Genomic DNA, 23,723 nt, shown 5'->3' with positions numbered 1-23,723 from the left:
GGCGATACCGGCCTCAGGGGCGCGGGGAACTGCGCGACCAGCCACAGACAACCCGCTCACGCCAACAGCCAACAACCCCCTGCTACCTCGGTGCCGACAACCGAAGCTGCACCAGCCCCAGCCACACCTCGGGCCCCGGCTGCACCCGAGCCGCCCGAACCGCATACCTCCCCGGCTCCAGAGCCACCCGCACCCGGTCACTCCCCGCGGCCTCGCCCCCGGGCCAGGCCGCGTCAAACAGAAGCACCGGCCCAGGCACCTGCCAGCTGACCTCCGGCCCCCACTGCGCCGTCGCGACAGCGCCCCGAACACTCGCCAGCAGCTCACCCTCGGAATCGCCCGCACACCACCGCACGAAGACGCCCTGGTCGGGCAGATACGCGGTCGAGGCGGGCTCGTCGCCCAGCACCAGGGCCGTGCAGTCGCCGACCGGCAGCAGCCCGACGTGTCCGTCCACCTCACAGGCCCGGTCGTAGTCCGACGCCGTCTCCTCGCCGTCGGCACCCGCCCAGAACGGCAGAACCGTCTCGGGCACCGCAATCAGCGGTCCGCCGCCCGACTCCACCCACTCCACCGTGCCCGGCTCCGCGTATCGCACCATGAGTCAAGAACCTACAATGCCAACTCGCGCCACCGGGCCGGGGGTTAGGGCCTCCCCACAAGTCCCTCCTAAGTCCCGCGCTGCCTCAGCACCGATCCGGACCGGCCCTTGACGACCTCCAGCTGCGCGTGGATCCGCCGTCGCAGATCGGGCACATGGCTGACGATGCCGACGCTGCGGTCGCGTTCGCGCAGGGAGTCGAGGACGTCGAGGACCTCGTCGAGGGTCTGGTCGTCGAGGCTGCCGAAGCCCTCGTCGATGAAGAGGGTGTCCAGCCGCACACCGCCCGCCTCGTCCGTGACGACGTCCGCGAGGCCGAGGGCGAGGGCGAGGGACGCGAAGAACGTCTCGCCGCCCGACAGCGTCGCCGTGTCCCGCTCGCGGCCGGTCCACGCGTCGACGACATGCAGTCCCAGTCCGCTGCGCCCGCGCCCGGTGCGGTCGTCGGAGTGGACGAGGGTGTAGCGGCCGGACGACATGCGCCGCAGCCGTACGGTCGCGGCGGCGGCGACCTGTTCCAGCCGGGCCGCGAGGACGTACGACTCCAGGCGCATCCGGCGTTCGTTGTCGGCCGAGGTGCCCGCGGTGAGGCCGGCCATGCGGGCGACCCGGTCGTACTCCTCCCGCAGCGGCGCCAGCCGGTGCACCGAGGCGGTCGCCCGGGCGGACAGCCGGTCGAGTTCGGTGCAGCGCCGGGCGGCGGCGTCATGGGCGGAGGCGGCGTCGCGGGTCCGCCGGTCCGCGGCGGAAGCGGCCCGCTCCGCGCTCTCCAGGTCGGCGGGCAGCTGCCGGGCGGCGGCCGCGGTGTCGGCCTCGGCGAGGACGGCCCGGGCGGCGGCCTCCTCGGTCTGCCAGGCGTCCAGCCGCCGTTGCAGCTCGCGGTGGGCGGCGTCGTCGAGGAGGGCGTCGGCCGCGGCCTGCGGGGTCTCGAAGCCGGCGCGGAAGGCGGCGTCGGCGAGCCTGGCGTCGGCGTCCTTGAGCCGCTGGGCGGTGTCCTCGGCGGCGCGGGCGGTGTCGGCGGCGTCCGTGAGCAGCGCGGTCCGCCGCTCCAGCTGCGCGGCTCGGGCGGCGACGCTGTCCAGGGCGCCCCGCGCCCGGTCCAGTTCCTCCTCCAGGCCTGCCCGTTCCCGGTCCAGCCGCTCCCGGTGTCCGACCCGGGCCGCGGTCCGTACGGCGGCCTCCTGCCGGGCGGCGACGCGCCGTTCCTGCTCGTGCCCGGCCTGCCGCAGCCGTTCCCGCGCGGAGTGCAGCTCGGCGGCGGCACGGCGGGCCTGCTCGTACTGCTCCTCCAGCTCCTCGGCCTCATCGGCGAGTTGCCCGGTGGGTGTGTCACCGGCCTCGGCGGTGGCCGCCGCCAGCGCCTCCCGTACGTCACCCAGCCGCCGTTCGTCCGCCGTGCGCCGTTCGTCGGCGCGCTGGTAGGCGGCCAGGGCGTGTTCCTCGGCCTCGCGGTCGACGTGCCCGGCGACCTTGCGGGCGGGGGCGGGGTGTTCGGTGGCACCGCAGACGGCGCAGGGCTCGCCGTCGCTTAGGTGCGCGGCCAGTTCGGCGGCGATGCCGGTCAGGCGCTGTTCCTTGAGATCGAGCCAGTGCTGCTTGGCCCGCAGCGCCTGCTCTCGCACGTCGCGGACCCGGTCGGCGGACCGGTCGGTGTCCTTGGCGAGCTGGTCGCGCAGCCGGGCCGCCTTCAGGCGCTGCCGCGCGGGTTCACGCCGTACGGCGAGCTGTTCGGCGAGGGAGGCGGCCTGCTGCGCGGAATCCACCCGGGTCTGGAGCCCGGCGCGGGCCTCCTCCCAGCCGTCGAGCCAGTCCTCCGCCTCCCGCAGGATCTCCGCGTCGGCACGCTCCTGGCGGTCCAGGCCGGCGCGTTCGTCGCGGAGTTCGGTCAGCCGGCGCTCGGCGCGGCGGGCCGAGTCCAGTCCGCCCAGTTCCTCGGCGGACCGGCGTGCGGCGGTCGCGAGTCCGGCCGCGCCGGCGTCGGCGAAGGTCTCGGGCAGCAGGGCTCGCGCGCGTGCCTCCGCGTCGGCGGCCCGCCGGTGTTCGGCGTCGGCGGACTCCCGCAGGTCCAGGGCGGGCGCGACCTTCTCGGCCTTGCGGGAGCGCTCCATGCGCGCCTGCGCCTCCCGGTAGGCCTCGGCCCCCTCCTCCAGGCGCGCCGCCCGCTCCCGCGCCTCGGCGAACCGCCGTTGGAGCCGGGCGAGTTCGCGTACGTCGTCCAGGGCGCGGCCGGTGGCCGCGTGCGCGGACTCGGCGGCGTAGAGCGTGCACTCGGCGACGGTGAGCTGTTCCCGGGCGGTGCTGCGGGCGACGGCGGCGGCGCCCAGCACGGCCTCGGCCAGCCCGGGTTCGCCGGGATCCAGGTCCGGCAGCTCCATGGCGTCGCCCGCGGCCTGCTGCATACGGTGGGCGTCGGCCAGCAGGTCGGCGTCCCCGTCCCGCACCTGGGCCTCGGTGGCCCGGCGCCGCTCGGCGAGACGCTTCTCGACGTCGGCGAAGCGACGGGTGTCGAAGAGGCGGCCGAGCAGCTTGCCCCGGGCCTCGGCGTCGGCGCGCAGGAACCGGGCGAAGTCGCCCTGCGGCAACAGCACGACCTGGCAGAACTGCTCCCGGCTCATACCGAGCAGCTGCGTGACCTCCTCACCGATCTCCTGGTGGGAGCGGCTGAGGTCCTTCCAGGCCGCGGCCGTCGCGTCGTACTCGCGGAGCCAGGTCTGGGCCTTGTCGAGTGTCGTGCCGGTCCCGCGCTTCTTGGGGCGCTCCCAGGGCGGCTGGCGGGTGACCTCCAACCGGCGTCCGGCGACGGTGAGTTCGAGGGTGACCTCGGTGCGGGTCGCGGGTGCGGCGTGGTCGCTGCGCAGGGTCGCGCCCTGGCCGCCGCCCTGCCGGGCGCCCGGCACCGAGCCGTACAGGGCGTAGCACACGGCGTCGAGGACGGACGTCTTGCCGGCACCGGTCGGTCCGTGCAGCAGGAACAGCCCGGCCGTCGACAGCTCGTCGAAGTCGACGGTCTGGGTGTCTCCGAAGGGGCCGAAGGCGGTGACCGTCAGCCGGTGGAGCCTCACCGGGCCACCTCCCGCACGGTCTCGTCGGCGCGGACCGCGTCGAACGCGTCCCGCAGCACGCCCTGTTCGTGCGCGTCGGGTCCGGCGCCGCGCACATGGGCGACGAAGTCCTCCGCGATCTGCTGGTCGCCGCGGCCGGCCAGGCGCCGGGCGTACGACACGTCGGGGTCGTCCTCGGTGCGGTCGGGGTCGAAGACGAGGCTGAGCGTGTGCGGGAAGCGCTCGGTGAGCCGGGCCATCGGGTCGGCCGGGCGGACCTGGTCGGTGAGCGTCGCCTCGACCCACGACTCCTCGTGCCGAGCCTGCCCCGGGTCGGCGAGCAGGTCCTCCAGCGTGCCCCGGATCCTGGCCAGGGGCCGGGGCACGGGGCAGTCGACGCGCTCGGCGCCGACCGACCCGTCGGCGTCCAGGTCGACGACCCACATGCTCTTGCGGTGCCCGGCCTCGGAGAAGGAGTAGGGCAGCGGGGAGCCGGAGTAGCGGACGTTCTCGGTGAGGGTCTGGCAGCCGTGCAGATGCCCGAGCGCCACGTAGTCGACGCCGTCGAACACCCCCGCGGGCACCGCCGCCACGCCGCCGACGGTGATGTCCCGCTCGCTGTCGCTGGGCTCGCCGCCGGTGACGAAGGCGTGCGCGAGGACGACGGAGCGGGTGCCGGGCGCACGGGTGGCGAGGTCGGCGCGGACCCGGTCCATGGCGGCGGCGAGCACGGCCTCGTGCCCGGCCTTCTCCACGCCGAACTCGTCCTTCACCAGGGCCGGTTCGAGATACGGGAGCCCGTAGAAGGCGACGTCGCCGTGGGCGTCGGCCAGCACCACCGGGGTGCCGGCCGCCGACGGCTCGGTCCGCAGATGGATGCCGGCCCGCCCGATCAGGCCCGCGCCGACGCCCAGACGGCGGGCCGAGTCGTGGTTCCCGGAGATCATCACGGTCGGCACGCCGAGGTCGGCCAGCCTGTGCAGGGCGTCGTCGAACAGCTCGACCGCGGCGAGCGGCGGAACCGCCCGGTCGTAGACGTCCCCCGACACGACCACCGCGTCCACGGACCGCTCCCGTACGGTCGCGACGAGGTGGCCGATGAACTCGGCCTGGGCGCCGAGCATGTTCACCCGGTGGAACGACCGGCCGAGGTGCCAGTCGGATGTGTGCAGCAGTCTCAAGACGCCGCTCCGACCCGCATGTCTCTCCCTGCCACCACTCCACAACCAGCGCGAACCGGCACGGCTCGCTGTCAGACCCACCACGCTAACGCGTGCGGGCACCTGATCCACCACGAACCTCGGTCCGCCCCCGCCTTCGGCGGTGATTCACCGGACATGTCTGCATCTGTCTGTAGAGCCGTCATTCCGGCGCGATGTCGTACTCGCGCATCCATCAGTCGAGGCACAGGGCGGTCTCCGGCCCGTTGCGGCGCAACTGTGTGTCGTAGTGGCCCTGGGGGAGCTCGAGCATGCGGCCGAGTTCGCCGGCGTCGACGATGTCGAAGGCGGGAGAGGAGCGGTCGGCGAGCAGCGCATGGGTCCGGGCCCGGGGGTCCTTCTCGTAGAGCTGCTGAGCCGGTCCTTGCGGTCGAGCAGCGCGGGCAGCCGGCGGGTGAGGTGCAGGTGGCTGATCTCACGCATGCGGCGCTCCGACGGGGAGTCGCCGGGCAGGTGCTCGACCTCCGCGAGGGCCTCCTGGTAGCGGTCCGCGCGGTACTGCTCGAAGCGGGTGGCCCGGTCGCCTGGATCCTGAACAACCCCTCCGTCTCGGCGGCCAACGGCGTGGACGACACGGACGGTCCGGGCGGCATACAGGGGGTAGGCCGCCCCGGGTCCTCCGGACCGGTAGCCTCCGCCCGCGGCAGGCGGCCCGGCGTTCACCGCTCCGTCCCTTCGCCGGTCCGGCCGGGGCGGCGGAGCGCGTCCGTGTACGCGACGGCCCCGGCGGTGCTCCGCGGGCCGTCGTGCTCGGCCGCCGGGCCGGCGGCCGACCGCGCGTCAGGCGTCGCCGTACGCCTCCCCGCCCGGTTCGAACCCGGCCGTCCCGGCGGTGGTGTCGGCGAGCCACGCCCGGAAGGCGTCCACCTCGGCGTCCGGGAGGGCGAGTTCGATCGTGACCGCCTCGCCGTAGCGCACGTCCCGTACCTCGCGGCCGGTGGTGCGCAGGTCGTTCTCCAGTTTGCCCGCCCGCTGGTGGTCGACGGTGACGGTGGCCAGGCGGAACCTGCGGCGGGTGCGCGAGCCGAGGGTGTCCAGGGCCTCGCCGACCGCTCCGCCGTACGCCCGGATGAGGCCGCCGGCGCCGAGCTTGACGCCGCCGTAGTAGCGGGTGACGACGGCGACGACGTACCGCATGTCGCGGCGGAGCAGCATCTGGAGCATGGGGACGCCGGCGGTGCCGCCGGGTTCGCCGTCGTCGCTCGCCTTCTGGACCGAGGCGTCGGCGCCGATGACGTAGGCCCAGCAGTTGTGGCTGGCGGCGGCGTGCTCCTTACGGACGGCGGCGATGAATTCCTGAGCCTCCTGCTCGGTGGCCGCCGGGGCGAGGGCGCACAGGAAGCGGGAGCGGTTGACCTCGGTCTCGTGCACGCCCGCGCGGGCGACCGTGCGGTATTCGTCCTGCATCCGGCCAGCCTATGCGGGCGCCCGGGAGCGGCCAGGACCGGTCCGCGGCTACTTCTCCTTCCGGCCCCGGGGCACGATCACGGACGTGAGCAGCGCGGTGCCGGGAGTGAGGGACCGCCAGGCCGTGCCACGCCAGGACAGGACGGCGATCGCCGAGGTGGGGAACTTCGTACGGACCCGCTCCAGGGTGTCGTCGAGGCCGTCGGCGGCGAGCGCCAGGACCAGTTCCTCCAGTTCGGGGTTGTGCCCGATCAGCAGCAGCGTCTCGACCTCGGCGGGCACCTCGTGCACGACGGCGAGCAGACCGGAGGGGCCGGCGGCGTACAGCCGCCGGTCGTGGCGGACCGGCGGGGGCGTGCCCCACTGGCCGGCGGCCAGGTCCCAGGTCCGGCGCGCGCGTACGGCGGTGGAGCACAGCGCGAGGTCCGGCAGACAGTCGGCCTCGGCCAGGGCGCGCCCGGCCGCGGGGGCGTCCCGGCGGCCGCGCGGGGCGAGGGGGCGTTCGTGGTCGGCGACGTCCAAGGGCCAGGCGGACTTGGTGTGCCGCAGGACGACCAGACGGCGCAGTGGGCCGGCTCCGGCGCGCTCGATCATGACGGGGATCCCAGGTCGCGGGTGAGGTCGAGGCCGAGGAGCCGGTCGGCGTACGCGTACGTCTCGAAGCGCGCGCCGTCGGGCAGCCCCGGCTCGGTCTCGACATGGTGCAGGACATCCAGTACCCCGGGCACGTCCAGGTCATCCTCCCAGGCGTCGCGCAACCGCCCGCGCACCTCGTCGGGGACCGGCCGCGAGGGCCGCCGGGCCCACCGCGCGACAGCACCGCGCCACCGGGCGAGGGTGCCCCGGGCCTCGTCGAACGCGGCCGCGTCCAGCCGGGCGGGGGCGCTGTGGTGCCGGGCGAGGAGGGCGAGACGCAGGACACCGGGGTCGATGCCGGTGCCGGTGTCGTCCGGTGTGCCCGGGTTCTCGGGATGCGCGGGGGCCCCGTCGATGTGCGCGGGGGCGACAGCGATCCGCACACCGTCAGTCGCCGTGCCGCCCTCGACCGCTACATGGATGACCTGGGCCTCGCCCAGCCCGGCGCTCACGTCGGGACTGTCCTCGAACGGCCGGATGCCGAGGGCGGTGGCCTCCGCCCGCAGCTCGGCCTGTCGTCGTCCCCCGGTCAGCAGCGCCCACACCGGGGTGCCGCCGAGTTCCAGGGCCCGGACGAGCAGGTCCGCGACGAGCAGCACCCGCAGGCTCGTCGTGTCGAAGCCGGGCGCGTGCACCTCGACACGGGTCAGGCCCCGGCGGGCCGGGGCGGCGTCGACCGGCTCGCCGCTACGGGCGTCGATGATGCGCAGCACGAGGCGAGCGTAGGCGGGTGGGCGGGCATACGCAGGCATGTTCGGTGTTTTCAGGCCACCGTGGCGGGAAGCACCCCACCAATGGCGTGCCCGGCACCAGGGCCGGCGGCCCTCAGGCCAGCGTGCCCAGGAAGCGCACATGAGGCCGCTGTTCGGGCCCCTCGCGGCTGACGGCGGCCCGTACCCCGTAGACCTCCGCGATGAGCTCCTCCGTGAGGACGTCCCCCGGAGCACCGCCCGCCACGACCGTGCCTTCGCGTAGGACGACGACCCGGTCGCAGTACATCGCCGCGAGGTTGAGGTCGTGCAGCGCGACGACGGTGGTGACCGGCAGGCCGGTGACCAGGGCGAGCAGATCCAGCTGGTGGTGGATGTCGAGGTGGTTGGTGGGCTCGTCCAGGAGGAGCTCCCGGGGTTCCTGCGCGAGCGCGCGGGCGATCTGGACGCGCTGGCGTTCGCCGCCGGAGAGGGTGTGCCAGGGCTGGCCGGCACGGGCGGCGAGGCCGGTGCGCTCCAGGGCCGCGTATATCGCCCGCTCGTCGTCCGCCGAGGCGGGTGTCCAGGCCCGGCGGTGCGGCACACGGCCCAGCCGTACGACGTCCAGCACGGTCAACTCGACCTGCGTGTCCGCCTGTTGCTCGACCATGGCGAGGCGGCGGGCGACGGTACGGCGGGGCAGGTCGCCCAGCGGCGTGCCGTCGAGGGTGACGACTCCGGCGGTCGGCGTGAGCAGCCCGGCGAGCAGCCGCAGCAGCGTGGACTTGCCGGAGCCGTTCGGACCGAGGACGCCGACGGTGGAGCCGGGTTCGGGCGCGAGGACGATGCCGTCCAGGATGAGGCGCCCGTCGGCGCGGCGGCTGACCCGGTCCGCCCGGAGCCCGGCCCGCACCCGCGCTGCCGTATCGCCGGCGTGTGTCTCCGTCACCGCACCCTCCGCGTCCGGTAGAGCACCGCCACGAACGCCGGCACCCCGATCAGGGAGGTCACGACCCCCACCGGCACCTCCTGCGGATCCAGGACCGTCCGGGCCAGGGTGTCGACCCACACCAGGAACACCGCGCCGGCGAGTGCGGTGACCGGCAGCAGCCGGGCGTGCCCGGGTCCGGCCAGGGCCCGGGCGGCGTGCGGCAGGACCAGCCCGACGAAGCCGATGGCCCCGGCCGAGCTGACCAGCGCGGCCGTGAGCAGGGCCGTGACGCACAGCAGCACCAGGCGGGTGCGGGCCACGGACACCCCGAGCGCGGCCGCCGCGTCCTGCCCGAAGGCGAAGGCGTCGAGGGTACGGGCGTACGACAGGCACACCACCAGCGCCACTGCCAGGGCCGCGAAGCACAGCCAGACATCGGTCCAGCCGGCCCCGCCGAGCGAGCCCAGGAGCCAGAACAGCACGCCCCGGGTCGTCTCGGCGTCGGCGGCGGTCAGCACGACGAAGGAGGTCAGCGCGGAGAAGAGCTGCATGGCGGCGACGCCCGCGAGGACGACCCGGTCGGTGGTGTCGCCGAGGGTGTGGCTGAGCAGCAGGACCAGCGCGAAGGAGACCAGGGCGCCGAGGAACGCGCCCGCGGACACCGAGACGGCACCGCCGCCCACGCCCAGCACGACGATGACGACCGCGCCGGTGGAGGCGCCCGAGGACACCCCGAGCACGAACGGGTCGGCGAGCGGGTTGCGCAGCAGCGACTGCATCACGGCCCCGCACACGGCGAGTCCCGCCCCGCACACGGCCGCGAGCAGGGTGCGCGGCAGCCGCAGCTGCCAGACGATCCCGTCCCGGATCGGCGTCAGTCCGGAGCTGCCGATCCCGAGGTGGGACGCGACGACGGACCACACGTCCCCGACCCTGATGTCGGCCGGTCCGATGGTGATCGCCAGGGCCACGGAGACCACCAGCAACAAGGCGCCTCCGGCGGCGAGCGCCGGTCCGCGCACGGTCACTTCACGAGCCCGAACTCACGCAGTCCGGCCGCGACCTTCTCCACGCCCTCGACCGTGCGGATGGTCGGGTTCATGGCCTGTCCGCTGAGCAGCACGTACCGCTTGTGCTTGACCGCGTCCATGTTCTTGGTGACGGGGTCGGACTCCAGGAAGGCGATCTTCCGCTTCGCCGACTCCGCGGTCTCCGAGTCGCGGGTCAGGTCGCCGATGACGAGGACATCGGGGTTGCGGTCGGCCACGGTCTCCCAGTTGACCTGCGGCCACTCCTCGTGGGTGTCGTCGAAGACGTTCTTCGCGCCGAGGGCGCGGGTCATGATGCCGGGCGCTCCGCAGCAGCCGGCCAGGTAGGGCGACTCGGAGTTGGCGAACCAGTACAGCAGGGAGACGCCGGAGGCGTCGACGCCCCGCGTGGCCTTCTCCATCCGCTGCTGGAGGGAGGCCACGAGCTTGTCGCCGCGGTCCTTCACCCCGAACACGGTCGCGAGGTCCCGCACCTCGCCGTAGACGGCGTCGATGCCCAGCGCCTTGTCGCGCTTGCCGTCGCCGCCGCCCGAGTTGTCCTTGCCGGCGCAGTCGGACGGGGAGACGTACGTGGGCACGCCGAGCTTCTCGAACTGGTCGCGGGTGGCGACGCCGCCCTTGCCGAGGGTGGAGACGAAGGACGCGGCGACGAAATCGGGCTCGGAGTCCAGGACCCGTTCGAAGGAAGGGTTGTTCTCGGCGATGCGCGGCACCTTCGCGTTGGCCTTCTCCAGCCCCTTCATCACGGGGTCGGTCCAGGTGGCCGTGCCGGCCATCCGGTCGGCGAGACCGAGGGAGAGCAGGATCTCGGTGGTGCCCTGGTTGAGGGAGACGGCGTGCCGGGGCGCCTTGTCGACCCGGACCTCCTGGCCGCAGTTGTCGAGGGTGGCGGCCGCCCCGGCGGTGGGGGCCTTCGAGCCCCCGCAGCCGGTCATGAGCAGGGAGCCGGCCGCGAGCAGGACGGCGGCACGGGCGGGTCGGGCGAGGGGCAAGGAAACCAGTCCTCAGACGTCGAGGGCCCGATCGCGGAGCCCGGTCGTACGGTGCTCCCCCGCCGCCGGCCGGCCGCGGGGGCCGCCAGCAGGTCTTCGGACTCGGGTTCACCCGGTGCGGGGCGCCTTCCCGTACGACGTCCAGCCGTACAGTGGCCGCGGCCCCGCCCGTCCCCCTCACCGCTGCGCGTCAGTTCCGGATTCGCACCGGATTCCCTGACCCACGTACATGGGTTCGACTGGCCTCGGCAAGCTATCACGGTGGGCTTCGGGGAATCACCGCGCGCCCCGCGTCGTTCCCCGGACAGCAGCTCTTCCGCGACGCGACTCCCGAGGAGGCCGCCGGTGTACGGCGACGACGCAACGGTCCGCAGGATCCTCACCGAGCTCGGCGATACTTGGGCCGTGGTGGGCCTGTCGTCGAACCGGCAGCGCGCGGCGTACGGCGTCGCCGCGGTGCTCCAGCGGTACGGCAAGCGCGTCGTGCCCGTGCACCCCAAGGCGGAGACCGTGCACGGCGAACAGGGGTACGCGAGTCTGGCGGACATCCCCTTCGACGTGGACGTCGTGGACGTGTTCGTGAACAGCGACCTCGCCGGAGCGGTCGCGGACGAGGCGGTCGCGAAGGGCGCCGGGGCGGTGTGGTTCCAGCTCGGCGTCGTCGACGCGGCGGCGTACGACCGCACCCGGGCCGCGGGCCTGGAGATGGTGATGGACCGCTGCCCGGCGATCGAGATCCCGCGGGTCGGGTGAGGGGCACGACCGTCGCGCCCCCTCCATAATGAGCGCATGACCCAAGCCTCCCCGCCCGCGGACGCAGGCTCCCCCGGGCGTTTCCCGGTCGTCGTCGTGGGCGCCGGTCCCGCCGGGCTGACCGTCGGCAACATCCTGCGGGCCGCCGCCGTGGACTGCCTGGTGCTGGAGGCCGAGACCCGGGAGTTCATCGAACAGCGGCCCCGGGCCGGGGTCATCGAGGAGTGGGCCGTCCGCGGCCTGGAGAAGCGGGGCCTCGCCCGGAACCTGCTGGACTGCGCGGAGCTGCACACCGCGTGCGAGTTCCGCTTCGACGGGGAGCGGTACCGGTTCCACTACGGCGAGATGACGGGCAGTCACCACTTCGTCTACCCGCAGCCGTTGCTGGTGACGGACCTGGTGCGCGAGTACGCCGACGTGCGGGGCGGGGAGATCCGCTTCGGGGTCGGGGACGTGGAGCTGCACGACCTCGACACCGACAGCCCGTCCGTGTCGTACACCTGCCCGGAGACGGGTGAACGGCGGGTCGTGCACTGCGACTTCGTGGCCGGCTGTGACGGGGCGCGCGGAGTGACGCGGGCCGCGCTGCCGCCGGAGCGGGTCCGGGTCGCACGGCACGACTACGGCATCGGCTGGCTGGCACTGCTCGCCGAGGCGCCGCCGTCCGCCGACTGCGTGCTGTTCGGCTGTCACGAGAACGGCTTCGCGGGCCAGATGCCCCGCAGCCCGGAGGTGACCCGCTACTACCTCCAGTGCCCGCCGGGCGACGCCCCGGAGAACTGGCCGCACGAGCGCGTCTGGGCGGAGCTGCGGCAGCGGCTCGGAGCGGCCGGTGTGCCGCCGCTGACGGAGGGGCGGCTGATCGAGAAACGCGTGCTGGACATGCACGACTACGTGGTCGAGCCGATGGTGCACGGCCGGCTCCACCTCGCGGGCGACGCGGCGCATCTGGTCGCCCCCATCGCCGCCAAGGGCATGAACCTCGCCCTGCACGACGCCTTCCTGCTCGGCGACGCCCTGGTGGCGCGCCTGACCACGGGTGACGACAGCGGTCTGGCCGGCTATGCGCAGGCGTGCCTGCGGCGCGTGTGGGACTACCAGGAGTTCTCGCAGTGGCTGTCCGAGGTGTACCACGGCACGGCGGCGGGCGACCCGTTCCGCGCAGGCACCACGCTCGCCCGGCTGCGCCGCCTGTTCACCTCGCCCGCGGCGGCCGCGGCCTTCGCCGAGCAGTATCTGGGGACGGCCGCGCGGTACTGACTCAGTCGTGCGGGGGGCGGTCGCTGAGACGGTGGTCGGCCACGTTCAGTGCCTCGTCCACGAGCCGGCGCAGATGGCCGTCGCGGAGTGAGTAGATCACGCGGCGGCCTTCTTTTCGGGTGCCCACCAGGCCCGCGAGACGCAACCGCGCCAGATGCTGGCTGACGGCGGGCCGGGCCGCCCCGCACGCCTCCGTGAGGGTCGTGACGTCGGCTTCTCCCCTGGTCAGCGCGTGCAGCAGGGCGAGCCGGGTCCGGTCCCCCAGGAGGGCGAGGAGTTCGGCGGCGAGCGCGAACTGTTCCTCGCCGGGGCTGCGCGGATGCGCATCGTGCGCAGGTGACAGGTGCATGCGTGCGCTCATACGCACATAATGGCCCTGTGGACGTGTGCACGTCCACTCCCTCGCACCGGAAGGGGACCCACGTGAGCGACCGGCACGAGCACTCCCACCCTCACCACCACCGGCACGGCCTGCGCCACCGGCTGTCCCACCTCCTCACCCCCCACTCCCACGAGACGGCCGACAAGGTCGACTCCGCCCTGGAGTCCTCGGCCCGGGGGATGCGGGCGCTCTGGGTCTCGCTCGCGGTGCTCGGTGTGACGGCCCTGGCCCAGGCGCTCGTGGTGGCCGTCTCCGGCTCGGTGGCGCTGCTCGGGGACACCGTGCACAACACCGCGGACGCGCTGACCGCCGTACCGCTCGGGATCGCCTTCGTGCTGGGCCGGCGCGCGGCCACGCGCCGCTTCACCTATGGCTACGGGCGGGCCGAGGATCTGGCGGGGCTGGTGATCGTGCTGACGATCGCCGCGTCCGCGGCCTTCGCGGGATGGACCGCGATCGACCGCCTTCTCGACCCGCGCCCGGTCCAGCACGTTCCGGCGGTCGCCGTGGCGGCCCTCGTCGGGTTCGCGGGCAACGAGTGGGTGGCCCGCTACCGCATCCGCGTCGGCCGCGCGATCGGCTCGGCCGCGCTGGTCGCCGACGGACTGCACGCCCGTACCGACGGCTTCACCTCACTGGCCGTGCTGCTGGGCGCCGGCGGCTCTGCCCTGGGCTGGCAACTGGCGGACCCGATCGTGGGGTTGGCGATCACGGCGGCGATCGCACTGGTGCTGCGGGACGCGGCGCGGGAGGTGTTCCGGCGGGTGATGGACGCGGTCGACCCGGCCCTGGTGGACCGGGCCGAAGCCGCCCTGACCGAGGTCCCCGGGGTGCGGGCGGTGGGCGAACTGCGGCTGCGCTGGATCGGGCACCGGCTGCGCGCCGAGGTCGCGGTCGTGGTGGACGGCGCCGTGACGGTCCGCGAGGCCCACCGCATCGCCGTCGACGCCGAGCACGCGCTGCTGCACGCCGTGCCCCGTCTCACCGCCGCCCTGGTCCACGCCGACCCGGCACCGGTCCCGGGCGAGGCCGACCCGCATCTCGCACTGGCCCACCACACACCGGCGTAGCTCAGGCGATCCCGAGCCCCTCCAGCACCACGGCCCCCGGCAGTTCCGCGAACGCCTTGCCCGGGACCAGCAGCTTGCCGCGCCGCCGGCCGCTGCCGACCAGCACGTACGGCAGGTCGACGACGGCCGCGTCCACCAGCACGGGCCAGCCGTCCGGCAGTCCGAGCGGGGTGATGCCGCCGTACTCCATGCCGGTCTCGCCGGTCGCCGTGTCCATGCTGGCGAACGAGGCCTTGCGGGCGCCCAGTTGACGGCGTACGACGCCGTTCACATCGACCCGGGTGGTGGACAGTACGACGCACGCGGCGAGCGTGCTCTCGCCGGCGCGCTTGCCCGCCACGACCACGCAGTTCGCGGACCGCTCCAGCAGGTCCCGTCCGTAGTGCTCCACGAAGACGGCGGTGTCGGCCCACTGCGGGTCGGTGTCGACGTAAAGGATCTGGTCGGCGGGGACACTGCCCGGCCAGTGGCGTACGGCGCCGGCGACCGGGCCGGTGAGTTCGTCCAGGCAGGCCGGGGCCGGACGGGCGTCGTCGAAGTGTCCGATGGGTGCGCGCATGACCGCACGCTAACAACAGCGGACCGCCTCCGGCCGGGCGTCTCAGGAGACGGGCGGCACCGAGACGGCCATGATCATCTGCATCGGCACGTCGCCGGTGTTGCCGTACGTGTGCGGGACGTTGGCCTCGAAGTGGACGCTCGAGCCCGCGGGGACGCGGTACTCGACACCGTCGGCGGTGAGCGTCAGCTCCCCGGCCGTGACGTGCAGCAGTTCGGTCGTGCCGGCGGGGTGCGGGTCCGAGGGGCTGCTCTCGCCCGGCATGAGCAGCCAGTCCCACATCTCCAGCGGGCCGGGCGCCTCGGTGCCCGCGAGCAACCGGTTGTAGCTGCCGGCCTCGGTGTGCCACAGCCGTACGGTCTGCTCGGCGGGGACGATGTGGACGTTCGGGCCCTTCTCGTAGTCGAGCAGGGTCGTGATGCTGATGCCGAGCGCGTCGCCGATCTTGACGACGGTGCCGAGGCTGGGGTTGGTGCGGGCCTGCTCGATCTGGATGAGCATGCCGCGACTGACGCCCGCCCGGGCGGCGAGCACGTCCAGGGTGAAGCCGCGCACCGCGCGCCAGTGCTTGACGCTGCGCGCCAGGGACTGGGTCAGCAGCTCGAGGTCCGACACATTCCGTCCAATATTTTGTATGACACAGTGCAGCCGATTGCACTATCGTGTGGTTGACCTGATCGTTCACTGAACTGTACTGCGAGGCTTCCGCACCATGACAGCGCTCTTCGCCCTGGCCACCAGCCTGCTGTGGGGACTGGCCGACTTCGGCGGCGGACTGCTGACCCGGCGCACACCCGCGCTGACGGTGGTCGTGGTCTCGCAGTCGATCGCGGTGGTCGTGCTCGGCGCGGTCGTGGTGGCGACCGACGGCTGGAGCGAGGCGGGGCCGCAGCTGTGGTTCGCCGTGGCGGCCGGACTCGTCGGGCCGGTGGCGATGCTCGCCTTCTACAAGGCACTCGCACTGGGCCCGATGGGCGTGGTCTCACCGCTGGGTTCGATCGGCGTGGCCGTGCCGGTCGGCGTCGGCCTGGTGCTGGGCGAGCGCCCCGGCCTGCTGCAGTTCGTCGGCATCCTGGTCGCCGTCGCCGGTATCTGCCTGGCCGGCGGCCCCCAGTTCCGCGGCGCCCCCGTGCAGCGCCAGGCCATCGCCCTGACCCTCCTCGCCGCGTTCGGCTTCGGCGCGGTGATGGCCCTGATCGCCGAGGCGTCGACCACGCTCACGGGGCTCTTCCTCGCGCTGTTCGTGCAGCGGGTGACGAACGTGACCGCCGGCGGACTCGCGCTGCTGGTGTCGGTGCGGCGCGGATCGCCGGCCCTCCCGGCGGACGGCTTCCCCTGGCGCTCCCTGCCCGCGCTCGCCTTCGTGGGCCTCGCGGACGTCGCCGCGAACGGCACCTACTCGATCGCCGCACAGCACGGCCCGGTCACCGTCGCGGCCGTGCTCGCCTCCCTCTACCCGGTGGTGACGGCCGTGGCCGCGCGGGGGCTTCTCCGGGAACGGTTGCGGGCGGTGCAGGCCGCGGGCGCGGGCCTTGCCCTGGTGGGGACGGTCCTCCTGGCATCGGGCTGAGGTCAGGACCCCGGTTCCAGCTCCGCGAGGCCGGGCGCCTCCTCCTCCAGCTCAGCCAGCCGGGCCGCCGTCTCCTCGTCCAGGTCCGACAGCGCGCGCAACTGCTCGGGCGTGACGCCCTCCGGTATCGGCACCGGCCCTGGTGGGGCGGCCCTCCTGGCATCGGGCTGAGGTCAGGACCCCGGTTCCAGCTCCGCGAGGCCGGCCGCCGCCTCCTCCTCCAGCTCAGCCAGCCGGGCCGCCGTCTCCTCGTCCAGGTCCGACAGCGCGCGCAACTGCTCAGGGGTGACGCCCTCCGGTATCGGCACCGGAGGCGGGGTGCGCAGCGGCGGCTGCCAGCCGTCGGCGGGGGTCCAGCGCCGTACGACACGGGCCGGCGCGCCCGCCACCACGGAGTGGTCGGGCACCGTGCCCCGGACGACCGCGCCCGCGGCCACCACCACGTTCCGCCCGATCCGGGCACCCGGCAGGATCACCGCGCCGGTGCCGATCCAGCAGCCGGGCCCGATCTCCACCGGCTCCATCCGCGGCCACTGCCTGCCGATGGGCTCGTGCGGATCGTCGTAGGAGTGGTTCGTGGACGTGACGTAGACGTACGGACCGAAGTAGCAGTCGCTGCCGATGGTGACCGTCGTGTCCGCGATGACATGGCTGCCGCGGCCCAGGACGACGCCGTCGCCGAGGCGCAGGATCGGGTCGGGGCCGAGATCGAGGTCGGGCATCAGGCCCGCCGTGAGGGTGACCTGCTCGCCGATGATGCAGTGGGCGCCGAGGTGGATCCAGGGTTCGCCGAAGACGGTGCCGAGCGGGAAGGCGAGTCTGGTACCGGTTCCCATCGCGCCGAAGCGGTAGCGCCCGGGGTGCTCGGCCGTGACGGAGCCCGTGCGCTGCGCCCAGGCCCAGCCCGCGTGGACGGCGCGCTGCGCGAGGCCCCGCCGCCAGGATGAGAACGTGTTCTTGCGCTTCGGCACGAGGTCACGGTACTCAGCGGTAGCTCCACGCGCGGCGTCGGAGGCCTGTGATCTTCGCCCCACCGGGTGTCGTACGGTTTGCGCGTTGTCTACGACGTTTCTGGAGGCGGACATGGCGCAGCGGGCGATGATCACGGGGATCGGCGGCAGGGAGCCGCAGGTCGATCCGGAGGCGTTCGTGGCGCCGACGGCTTCGGTGATCGGGGGCGTGACGCTGGGTACGGGGGCGAGTGTCTGGTACGGGGCGGTGCTGCGCGGTGACGTCGAGTCGATCTCGGTCGGCGCCAGCAGCAACGTGCAGGACAACTGCACGCTCCACGCCGACCCGGGGTTTCCCGTGACGGTGGGTGAGCGGGTGTCCATCGGTCACAACGCCGTGGTGCACGGGGCGACCGTCGAGGACGACTGTCTGATCGGCATGGGGGCGACCGTGCTGAACGGGGCCGTGATCGGGGCCGGTTCCCTGGTCGCCGCGCAGGCGCTGGTGCCGCAGGGGATGGTCGTGCCGCCCGGGTCACTGGTGGCGGGCGTTCCCGCGAAGGTCCGGCGGGAGCTGAGCGAGGAAGAGCGGCAGGGGGTCACCCTCAACGGCACGATGTACGCCGAGCTGGCGAAGGCGCACCGTGAGGTGCACGCGTAGGAGGGAAGGGCGTCCTACTCCGCGGCAGCCGCTACGGGCTGGGCCTTCTTCGCCTTGCGCTTGATCACCAGCATGGACGTGACACCGACGAGGACCGCCGCCACCAGGCCCAGCCACGAGAAGCGCTTCAGCCAGGACTCGGCGACGATGCCGACGTAGTAGATGACCGCCGTCGTACCGCCGGCCCAGACGATGCCGCCGAGGACGTTGGCGATGAGGAACTTCCAGTAGGGCATGCGGAGCACGCCGGCGAGGGGGCCCGCGAAGATACGGAGGAGGGCGACGAAGCGGCCGAAGAAGACGGCCCACATGCCCCACTTCTCGAAGGAGCGCTCGGCGGTGGCGATATGCCCCTCGCTGAAGTGCCTGGGGAACTTCTTGCCCAGCCAGGCCAGCAGGGGGCGGCCGCCCTTGCGGCCGATGGCGTAGCCGATCGAGTCGCCGATGATCGCGCCGGCCGTGGCGCAGGCGCCGAGGACGACGGGGTCGATGTCGCCGTGCTGGGAGGCGAGCAGCGCGGAGGAGACCAGGATGATCTCGCCCGGCAGCGGGATGCCCAGGCTTTCCAGGCCGATGACCACTCCCACCAGTGCGTAGACGGCGACGGCGGGTACGGTTTCGAGCCACTCCTGGACGTGCAAAGCCGGTTCCTTCCCTGTGCTTCCCTGCGGGCACGGGAAGCCTACCGGGTTGCAGGACGTGCTCCGCGGCTCAGGCGTTCCACGTCCACTCGGCGACTTCGGGCAGGTCGGTGCCGTGCTCGCGGATCCAGTCGTGGTGGCGGGTGCGGGCGTCGGCCATCCGCTGGCGTACGGCCGTGGCGCGCACCGCGAGGCCCGGGACGCGGTCGATGACGTCCATCACCAGGCGGTAGCGGTCGAGGTCGTTGCGGACGACCATGTCGAAGGGCGTGGTCGTGGTGCCGGACTCCTTGTAGCCGCGCACATGCAGGTGCTGATGCCCGGTGCGGCGGTAGGCGAGGCGGTGGATCAGCCACGGGTAGCCGTGGTAGGCGAAGATCACCGGCTTGTCGGTGGTGAACAGGCCGTCGTACTCGAACTCGCTCATGCCGTGCGGGTGCTCCTCCTGCGGCAGCAGCCGGGCCAGGTCCACGACGTTGACGACCCGGACCGCCAGGTCGGGCAGGTGCCGGCGGAGCAGGTGCGCGGCGGCCAGGACCTCCTGGGTGGGGACGTCGCCGGCGCACGCCAGCACCACGTCGGGTTCCCGGAGGCCGTGCTCGGTGCCCGCCCACTCCCAGATGCCGGCGCCGCGGGCGCAGTGCACCCGGGCCTCGTCCATCGACAGCCAGTCGAAGCAGGGCTGCTTGCCGGCCACGACGACGTTGACGTAGTCACGGCTGCGCAGGGCGTGGTCCGCGACGGACAGCAGGGTGTTGGCGTCCGGCGGGAGGTAGACCCGGACGACCTCGGGGCTCTTGTTGAGGATGTGGTCGACGAAGCCGGGGTCCTGGTGGGAGAAGCCGTTGTGGTCCTGCCGCCACACGTGCGAGGTCAGCAGGTAGTTGAGGGAGGCGATGGGGGCGCGCCAGGGCAGTCGGCGGGAGGTGCGCAGCCATTTGATGTGCTGGTTGACCATCGAGTCGACGATGTGCACGAACGCCTCGTAGCAGGAGAACAGCCCGTGCCGGCCGGTGAGCAGATAGCCCTCCAGCCAGCCCTGGCAGAGGTGTTCGGAGAGGATCTCCATCACCCGGCCGTGCCGGTCCAGGTGCTCGTCGACGGGCAGTGTCCCGGCCTGCCAGGTCTTGCCGCTGGCCTCGAAGACGGCCTGGAGCCGGTTGGAGGCGGTCTCGTCCGGGCCGACCAGACGGAAGTCACGGCGGTCGGCGGTGTCCCGCATGACCCGGGCGAGGAGGTCGCCCAGGACCCGGGTGGGCTCGTGCGTCGTCGTGCCCGGTTTGTCGACCGGGACGGCGAAGTCGTCCAGGGAAGGGACCGGCAGGTCGCGGAGCAGCAGTCCGCCGTTGGCGTACGGGGTGGCGCCGAGCCGCCTGGTGCCCTCGGGGACGCAGTCGAGGACGTCGGCGACCGGGCGGCCCTCGGCGTCGAACAGTTCCTCGGGCCGGTACGAGCGCAGCCAGGCCTCCAGCTGCCTCAGGTGTTCCGGGTTGTCCCGGACACCGGCCAGCGGGACCTGGTGGGAGCGCCAGGTCCCTTCGACCGGCTCGCCGTCCACCTCGGCCGGGCCGGTCCAGCCCTTCGGGGTGCGCAGCACGATCACCGGCCACCGCGGGCGCTCGGTCACGCCCTCCTCGCGGGCGGCGCGCTGCGCCTCGGCGATGCGGTCGAGCGCGGTGTCCAGGGCATGGGCCGTCGCGCGGTGGACGACGGCCGGGTCGTCGCCGCCGACATGGATCGGCTCGTGGCCGTAGCCGCGCAGGAGCGCGTCGAGTTCCTCCTCCGGGAGGCGGGACAGCACGGTCGGGTTGGCGATCTTGTAGCCGTTGAGGTGAAGGATCGGCAGGACGGCACCGTCGTGGACGGGGTCGAGGAACTTGTTGGCGTGCCAGGAGCCGGCGAGCGGGCCCGTCTCCGCCTCACCGTCACCGATCACGCAGGCGACCAGCAGGCCCGGGTTGTCGAGGGCGGCGCCGTAGGCGTGGGCGAGGGAGTAGCCGAGTTCGCCGCCCTCGTGAATCGAGCCGGGGACCTCCGGGGCGACGTGGCTGGGCACGCCGCCGGGGAACGAGAACTGCCTCATCAGCAGCTCCATCCCCGGCGCGTCCCGCGTCGCGTCCGGGTACTTCTCGCTGTAGCTGCCCTCCAGCCAGGAGTTGGCCAGCACGGAGGGCCCGCCGTGGCCCGGACCCCAGACGCACAGGGCGTCAAGACCGCGGTTCTTGATCACGCGGTTGAGGTGGGTGTGGACGAGGTTGAGCCCGGGTGAGGTCCCCCAGTGGCCCAGCAGCCGGGGCTTGATGTGCTCGGGCCGCAGCGGCTCGGTCAGCAGGGGGTTCGCCAGCAGATAGATCTGACCGGCCGCCAGGTAGTTGGCGGCCCGCCAGTGGGCGTCCAGGCGGCGCAGCTCCTCGTCGGTCGGTGCGGTCCTGCTGTCCTTGCGCGGGGCCTCGGGCATGAGTGACTCCCTGGGGGTTCTGCGACGGCCTCAGGAGGAGTACCAGTTTGTTCCGGTTCGATGCCAGGCGCCTGTCGGCCATGCGGCGCGGGCCGCTCGGTACCCGCCGGGTTTCAGCCGCCCACCCGTGCGCTCGTCCGCAGCCGCGTGTCCCGTGACGACGCCCCGATCCACAGCGTGCGCGGGCCGGTGCCGAGCACCCAGTCGTGGACCTTCGGGTCCCAGGAGGACAGGGTGCGCGGCTCGACGCGTACGGTGACACGCCGCTGTTCGCCCGCCCGCAGAGAGAGCCGCCGGTACCCGGCCAGTACCCGTACCGGCTGGTCGAGCCGGAGGTCCGGAGCCGGTCCCGCGTACACCTGCGGCACGGCCACGCCCTCGCGCGGGCCGGTGTTACGGACCGTGAAGGCGACGTCCAGGCCGCCGGCCGTCCAGCGCGCGTCCGGGTCCTCGTAGGCGAAGGTCGTGTACGACAGTCCGTGGCCGAAGGGGAACAGCGGCGCCACGTCCTCGGCGTCGTACCAGCGGTGGCCGACGTGGACGCCCTCCGTGTACTGCTCGGTGCCGTCCACCCCCGGGTAGCGGCGGGGATCCCCGGCGACGGGGTGGTGGTCGTCGTCGGCGGGGAAGCTCTGGGTGAGGCGGCCGCCGGGATCGCGGTCGCCGAACAGGACGGCGGCGGTGGCGGCCGCGCCCTCCTGGCCCGGGTAGTACATCTGGAGCACGGCGCCGGTGCGCTCCAGCCACGGCATCGACGTGGCGGACGAGGTGTTGAGGACGACGGTGGTGCGCGGGTTGGCCGCCGTCACGGCCTCGATGAGCCGTTCCTGGTTGCCGGGGAGGGCGATGGTCGTACGGTCCTGCCCCTCGATGGCGTCCTCGTAGGCGAACAGGACCACGTCCCGGGCGGCGCGGGCGGCCCGCACGGCCTCCGCGACGTCCTGGGCGCGGGTCGCGGCGGTGATGCGGCGCAGCCGGAACAGCTGGCCGGTGTCTCCGCCCTGTGCGGTGACCGACAGCCGGTGCGGTCCCCTGGCGGGCTTCCAGGTCCTGCGGCGCACGGACAGGCCGTCGGCCGCGTGGGTGAGCAGGCCGCCCATGAAGTACTCGTCCCAGCCGGGCACCAGAGGGAAGAGCTCCTCTCCGTCGAGGAGGACCTTCGGGCGGAGCGGGGGCGTGCCCGAGTAGTGGAGGACGAACGTCCAGTCGTCGCCGGCTTCGGCGTCGGTCACCGTGAGGGTGCCGTCGTAAGTCCAGGTCCGGCCCGCGTCGACGCGCTGCGCCTCGGTGTCGAAGGCGGGGCCGAGCGCGCTCGCCGGGAGTGGCTTGCCGAAGGCGTCCTCGCCGAGCGCGTAGGTCACCCGCGCGGCGCGCGAGCGGATGACGTCGAGGGGGCTGTCGGCGTGCTCGGGCACGACATGGGCGCTGCCGCCGCCGCTGACCAGGGGCCGGGCGCCGGTCGGCCCGATCACCGCCACGCTCCCGCCGCCGGTCAGGGGCAGGGTGCCGTGTGCGTTGCGCAGCAGGGTGGCGCCCGCCTCGGCGACCTCGCGCGCGACGGCCGCGCCGGCCTTCGCGTCCCGGTCCGGGCGTCGCGGGACGGTGCCGCCGAGCAGCCCGAAGCGGTCCATGACGGTCAGGACGCGGCGCACGGTCCGGTCGACGTACCGCTCGGGCACGCCGCCGTCCCGCACGGCCGAGGCGAGGGGCGTGCCGAAGTGGGTGTCGTCGGGCATCTCCATGTCGAGGCCCGCCATGAGGGCCTCGCGCGTGCTGTGCGCGGCGGACCAGTCGGTCATCACCCAGCCGGTGAAGCCCCAGCGCTCGCGCAGCACACCGGTGAGCAGTTCCTCGTTCTCGCAGGCGAAGGTGCCGTTGACCTTGTTGTACGCGCCCATCACCGCGCCGGTGCCGGCCGCGACGGCCGCTTCGAAGCCGCGCAGCTCGGTCTCGTGCAGGGTCCGTTCGCCGACGCGTACGTCGACCGAGGTGCGGTCGCGCTCCTGGTTGTTGAGCGCGAAGTGCTTGACGGTCGCGATGAGCCCCTCGGCCTGGATGCCTGCGATCTCGGCGGCGACCAGATGGGCGGAGAGCAGCGGGTCCTCGCTGAAGGTCTCGAAGTTGCGGCCGGCGTACGGGGTGCGGATGAGGTTGACCATCGGGGACAGCAGCACGTCCTGGCCGAGGGCGCGGCCCTCCCGTCCGATGACCTGGCCGTAGCGCCTGGCCAGGTCGGGGTCGAAGGCGGAGGCCAGCAGGACGGGGGCGGGCAGGGCGGTGGCGTGCCGGGTGACGCGGACACCGGCCGGGCCGTCGGCGAGACGCAGCGGCGGGATGCCGAGCCGTGCCACTCCGGGGACGTAGCCCGCCTGGCCGAGCGGGTGCGGGTCGGTGGCGCCGTGCAGCAGGGAGATCTTCTCGTCGAGGGTGAGCCGGGCGAGCAGCCCCTCGACCCGGGCGCCGGCGCCCCGGCCGCGTCCGTCCCTCGCGTGAGCACGGGAAGCCGGGGCGAAACCGCCGGTGGCCGCCGCGACCACGGCAACGGCTCCACCGAGCAGACGGAGGGCGGACCGCCGGGGGAACCGGGAGACGGTGTCGGTCATGAACGCACTATGCGCCGGCCCCGCCTTCGCCTTCCGCCGGACACCCGGTCAGGTCGGGTGAACCTCTCCCCCGTGAACCGACGCCTGGGTCACCCGGCCGGGTGACCCGTGGCTGCCACGGCAGCGGGCCGGGTCACCCCACCGGCTGCCCCGGCCCTAGGTCGTGTCCGCAAAGTGGCGGCGTCGTTGGTCTGTTCGTGGTGCGTCGTCATGAGCTGACTGATGAATCGTGGGTGGTGATCGAACCGTT

At 73.5% G+C, this 23,723-nt stretch carries 21 protein-coding genes, 1 pseudogene and 1 riboswitch; of the genes and pseudogenes, 5 read left to right on the top strand and 17 right to left on the bottom strand.

Features of this window, described 5'->3' with window-relative positions:
* Window positions 1–82: 82 nt before the first annotated feature.
* The 9 genes from ACFT32_RS08185 to ACFT32_RS08145 all read right to left on the bottom strand — a co-directional run bounded on the left by ACFT32_RS08185 (window position 83) and on the right by ACFT32_RS08145 (window position 10,509).
* Window positions 83–601: an immunity 21 family protein gene (locus ACFT32_RS08185; RefSeq protein ID WP_382487144.1), complete on the bottom strand. Its 519-nt coding sequence runs from the start codon at window positions 599–601 to the stop codon at window positions 83–85.
* 68 nt (window positions 602–669) lie between these two features.
* Window positions 670–3,663 carry an AAA family ATPase gene (locus ACFT32_RS08180; RefSeq protein WP_382487141.1) on the bottom strand — a complete coding sequence of 998 codons (2,994 nt, stop codon included), beginning with the start codon at window positions 3,661–3,663 and terminating at the stop codon, window positions 670–672.
* Window positions 3,660–4,823 (bottom strand): exonuclease SbcCD subunit D, encoded by a 1,164-nt coding sequence (locus ACFT32_RS08175; RefSeq protein ID WP_382487139.1) that lies wholly within the window; start codon window positions 4,821–4,823, stop codon window positions 3,660–3,662. The genes ACFT32_RS08180 and ACFT32_RS08175 overlap by 4 nt, the downstream gene beginning before the upstream one ends.
* Window positions 4,824–5,642: 819 nt before the next feature.
* On the bottom strand, window positions 5,643–6,269 hold the full coding sequence (locus ACFT32_RS08170; RefSeq protein WP_382487137.1) for a YigZ family protein: 627 nt from the start codon (window positions 6,267–6,269) through the stop codon (window positions 5,643–5,645).
* Window positions 6,270–6,317: 48 nt separating this feature from the next.
* Window positions 6,318–6,863, bottom strand: coding sequence for a SixA phosphatase family protein (locus ACFT32_RS08165; protein ID WP_382487135.1), 546 nt, complete (start codon window positions 6,861–6,863; stop codon window positions 6,318–6,320).
* On the bottom strand, window positions 6,860–7,657 hold the full coding sequence (locus ACFT32_RS08160; RefSeq protein WP_382487134.1) for a hypothetical protein: 798 nt from the start codon (window positions 7,655–7,657) through the stop codon (window positions 6,860–6,862). The genes ACFT32_RS08165 and ACFT32_RS08160 overlap by 4 nt, the downstream gene beginning before the upstream one ends.
* 73 nt (window positions 7,658–7,730) lie before the next feature.
* Window positions 7,731–8,543: an ABC transporter ATP-binding protein gene (locus tag ACFT32_RS08155; RefSeq protein WP_382487132.1), complete on the bottom strand. Its 813-nt coding sequence runs from the start codon at window positions 8,541–8,543 to the stop codon at window positions 7,731–7,733.
* Window positions 8,540–9,553, bottom strand: coding sequence for a FecCD family ABC transporter permease (locus ACFT32_RS08150; RefSeq protein ID WP_382487130.1), 1,014 nt, complete (start codon window positions 9,551–9,553; stop codon window positions 8,540–8,542). Before ACFT32_RS08150 ends, ACFT32_RS08155 begins: the two co-directional genes overlap by 4 nt.
* A complete protein-coding gene (locus tag ACFT32_RS08145) occupies window positions 9,550–10,509 on the bottom strand; it encodes an ABC transporter substrate-binding protein (protein ID WP_382488814.1) in 960 nt (319 codons plus the stop codon). Before ACFT32_RS08145 ends, ACFT32_RS08150 begins: the two co-directional genes overlap by 4 nt.
* A 126-nt stretch (window positions 10,510–10,635) precedes the next feature.
* Window positions 10,636–10,825: riboswitch (cobalamin riboswitch) on the bottom strand.
* An 86-nt stretch (window positions 10,826–10,911) separates the two neighbouring features.
* On the opposite strand from ACFT32_RS08145, the gene ACFT32_RS08140 reads away from it, so the two are divergent.
* Both ACFT32_RS08140 and ACFT32_RS08135 read left to right on the top strand, forming a co-directional pair.
* Entirely contained in the window at window positions 10,912–11,319 is a 408-nt protein-coding gene (locus ACFT32_RS08140; RefSeq protein WP_382487129.1) for a CoA-binding protein, read from the top strand.
* A gap of 36 nt (window positions 11,320–11,355) precedes the next feature.
* A complete protein-coding gene (locus ACFT32_RS08135; RefSeq protein WP_382487127.1) occupies window positions 11,356–12,579 on the top strand; it encodes a 4-hydroxybenzoate 3-monooxygenase in 1,224 nt (407 codons plus the stop codon).
* Window position 12,580: 1 nt separating this feature from the next.
* On the opposite strand, the gene ACFT32_RS08130 is transcribed toward ACFT32_RS08135, so the two are convergent.
* Window positions 12,581–12,940 carry an ArsR/SmtB family transcription factor gene (locus ACFT32_RS08130; RefSeq protein ID WP_382487125.1) on the bottom strand — a complete coding sequence of 120 codons (360 nt, stop codon included), beginning with the start codon at window positions 12,938–12,940 and terminating at the stop codon, window positions 12,581–12,583.
* 62 nt (window positions 12,941–13,002) lie between these two features.
* On the opposite strand from ACFT32_RS08130, the gene ACFT32_RS08125 reads away from it, so the two are divergent.
* Entirely contained in the window at window positions 13,003–14,031 is a 1,029-nt protein-coding gene (locus tag ACFT32_RS08125; RefSeq protein WP_382487123.1) for a cation diffusion facilitator family transporter, read from the top strand.
* A gap of 1 nt (window position 14,032) precedes the next feature.
* Here the strand turns inward: ACFT32_RS08125 and ACFT32_RS08120 are convergent, their stop codons facing one another.
* The gene (locus tag ACFT32_RS08120) at window positions 14,033–14,590 is read right to left on the bottom strand and encodes a YbaK/EbsC family protein (RefSeq protein ID WP_382487121.1); all 558 of its coding nucleotides are present in this window, start codon (window positions 14,588–14,590) and stop codon (window positions 14,033–14,035) included.
* A 42-nt stretch (window positions 14,591–14,632) separates the two neighbouring features.
* The gene (locus ACFT32_RS08115; RefSeq protein ID WP_382487119.1) at window positions 14,633–15,205 is read right to left on the bottom strand and encodes an XRE family transcriptional regulator; all 573 of its coding nucleotides are present in this window, start codon (window positions 15,203–15,205) and stop codon (window positions 14,633–14,635) included.
* Window positions 15,206–15,302: 97 nt separating this feature from the next.
* On the opposite strand from ACFT32_RS08115, the gene ACFT32_RS08110 reads away from it, so the two are divergent.
* Window positions 15,303–16,160, top strand: coding sequence for an EamA family transporter (locus ACFT32_RS08110; RefSeq protein WP_382487117.1), 858 nt, complete (start codon window positions 15,303–15,305; stop codon window positions 16,158–16,160).
* A gap of 2 nt (window positions 16,161–16,162) precedes the next feature.
* Here ACFT32_RS08110 and ACFT32_RS08105 read toward each other — a convergent pair.
* A pseudogene (locus ACFT32_RS08105) lies at window positions 16,163–16,303 on the bottom strand (acyltransferase); the annotation flags it as partial.
* Between the two features lie 30 nt (window positions 16,304–16,333).
* Window positions 16,334–17,131, bottom strand: coding sequence for an acyltransferase (locus ACFT32_RS08100; protein WP_382487116.1), 798 nt, complete (start codon window positions 17,129–17,131; stop codon window positions 16,334–16,336).
* A gap of 112 nt (window positions 17,132–17,243) precedes the next feature.
* Between ACFT32_RS08100 and ACFT32_RS08095 the strand changes: the two genes are divergently transcribed.
* Entirely contained in the window at window positions 17,244–17,771 is a 528-nt protein-coding gene (locus ACFT32_RS08095; RefSeq protein WP_382488813.1) for a gamma carbonic anhydrase family protein, read from the top strand.
* Between the two features lie 14 nt (window positions 17,772–17,785).
* Here the strand turns inward: ACFT32_RS08095 and ACFT32_RS08090 are convergent, their stop codons facing one another.
* From ACFT32_RS08090 to ACFT32_RS08080, 3 genes are all read right to left on the bottom strand, one after another.
* A complete protein-coding gene (locus ACFT32_RS08090; RefSeq protein ID WP_382487113.1) occupies window positions 17,786–18,412 on the bottom strand; it encodes a DedA family protein in 627 nt (208 codons plus the stop codon).
* A 70-nt stretch (window positions 18,413–18,482) separates the two neighbouring features.
* On the bottom strand, window positions 18,483–20,870 hold the full coding sequence (locus ACFT32_RS08085) for a phosphoketolase (protein ID WP_382487111.1): 2,388 nt from the start codon (window positions 20,868–20,870) through the stop codon (window positions 18,483–18,485).
* A 113-nt stretch (window positions 20,871–20,983) separates the two neighbouring features.
* Complete coding sequence (locus ACFT32_RS08080) at window positions 20,984–23,473, bottom strand: beta-glucosidase (protein WP_382487109.1); 2,490 nt, start codon at window positions 23,471–23,473, stop codon at window positions 20,984–20,986.
* Window positions 23,474–23,723 lie beyond the last annotated feature (250 nt).

This window comes from Streptomyces sp. NPDC057002, assembly GCF_042673825.1.
GTDB lineage: Bacteria > Actinomycetota > Actinomycetes > Streptomycetales > Streptomycetaceae > Streptomyces.
This window is presented reverse-complemented; position numbering and strand designations above follow the sequence as displayed.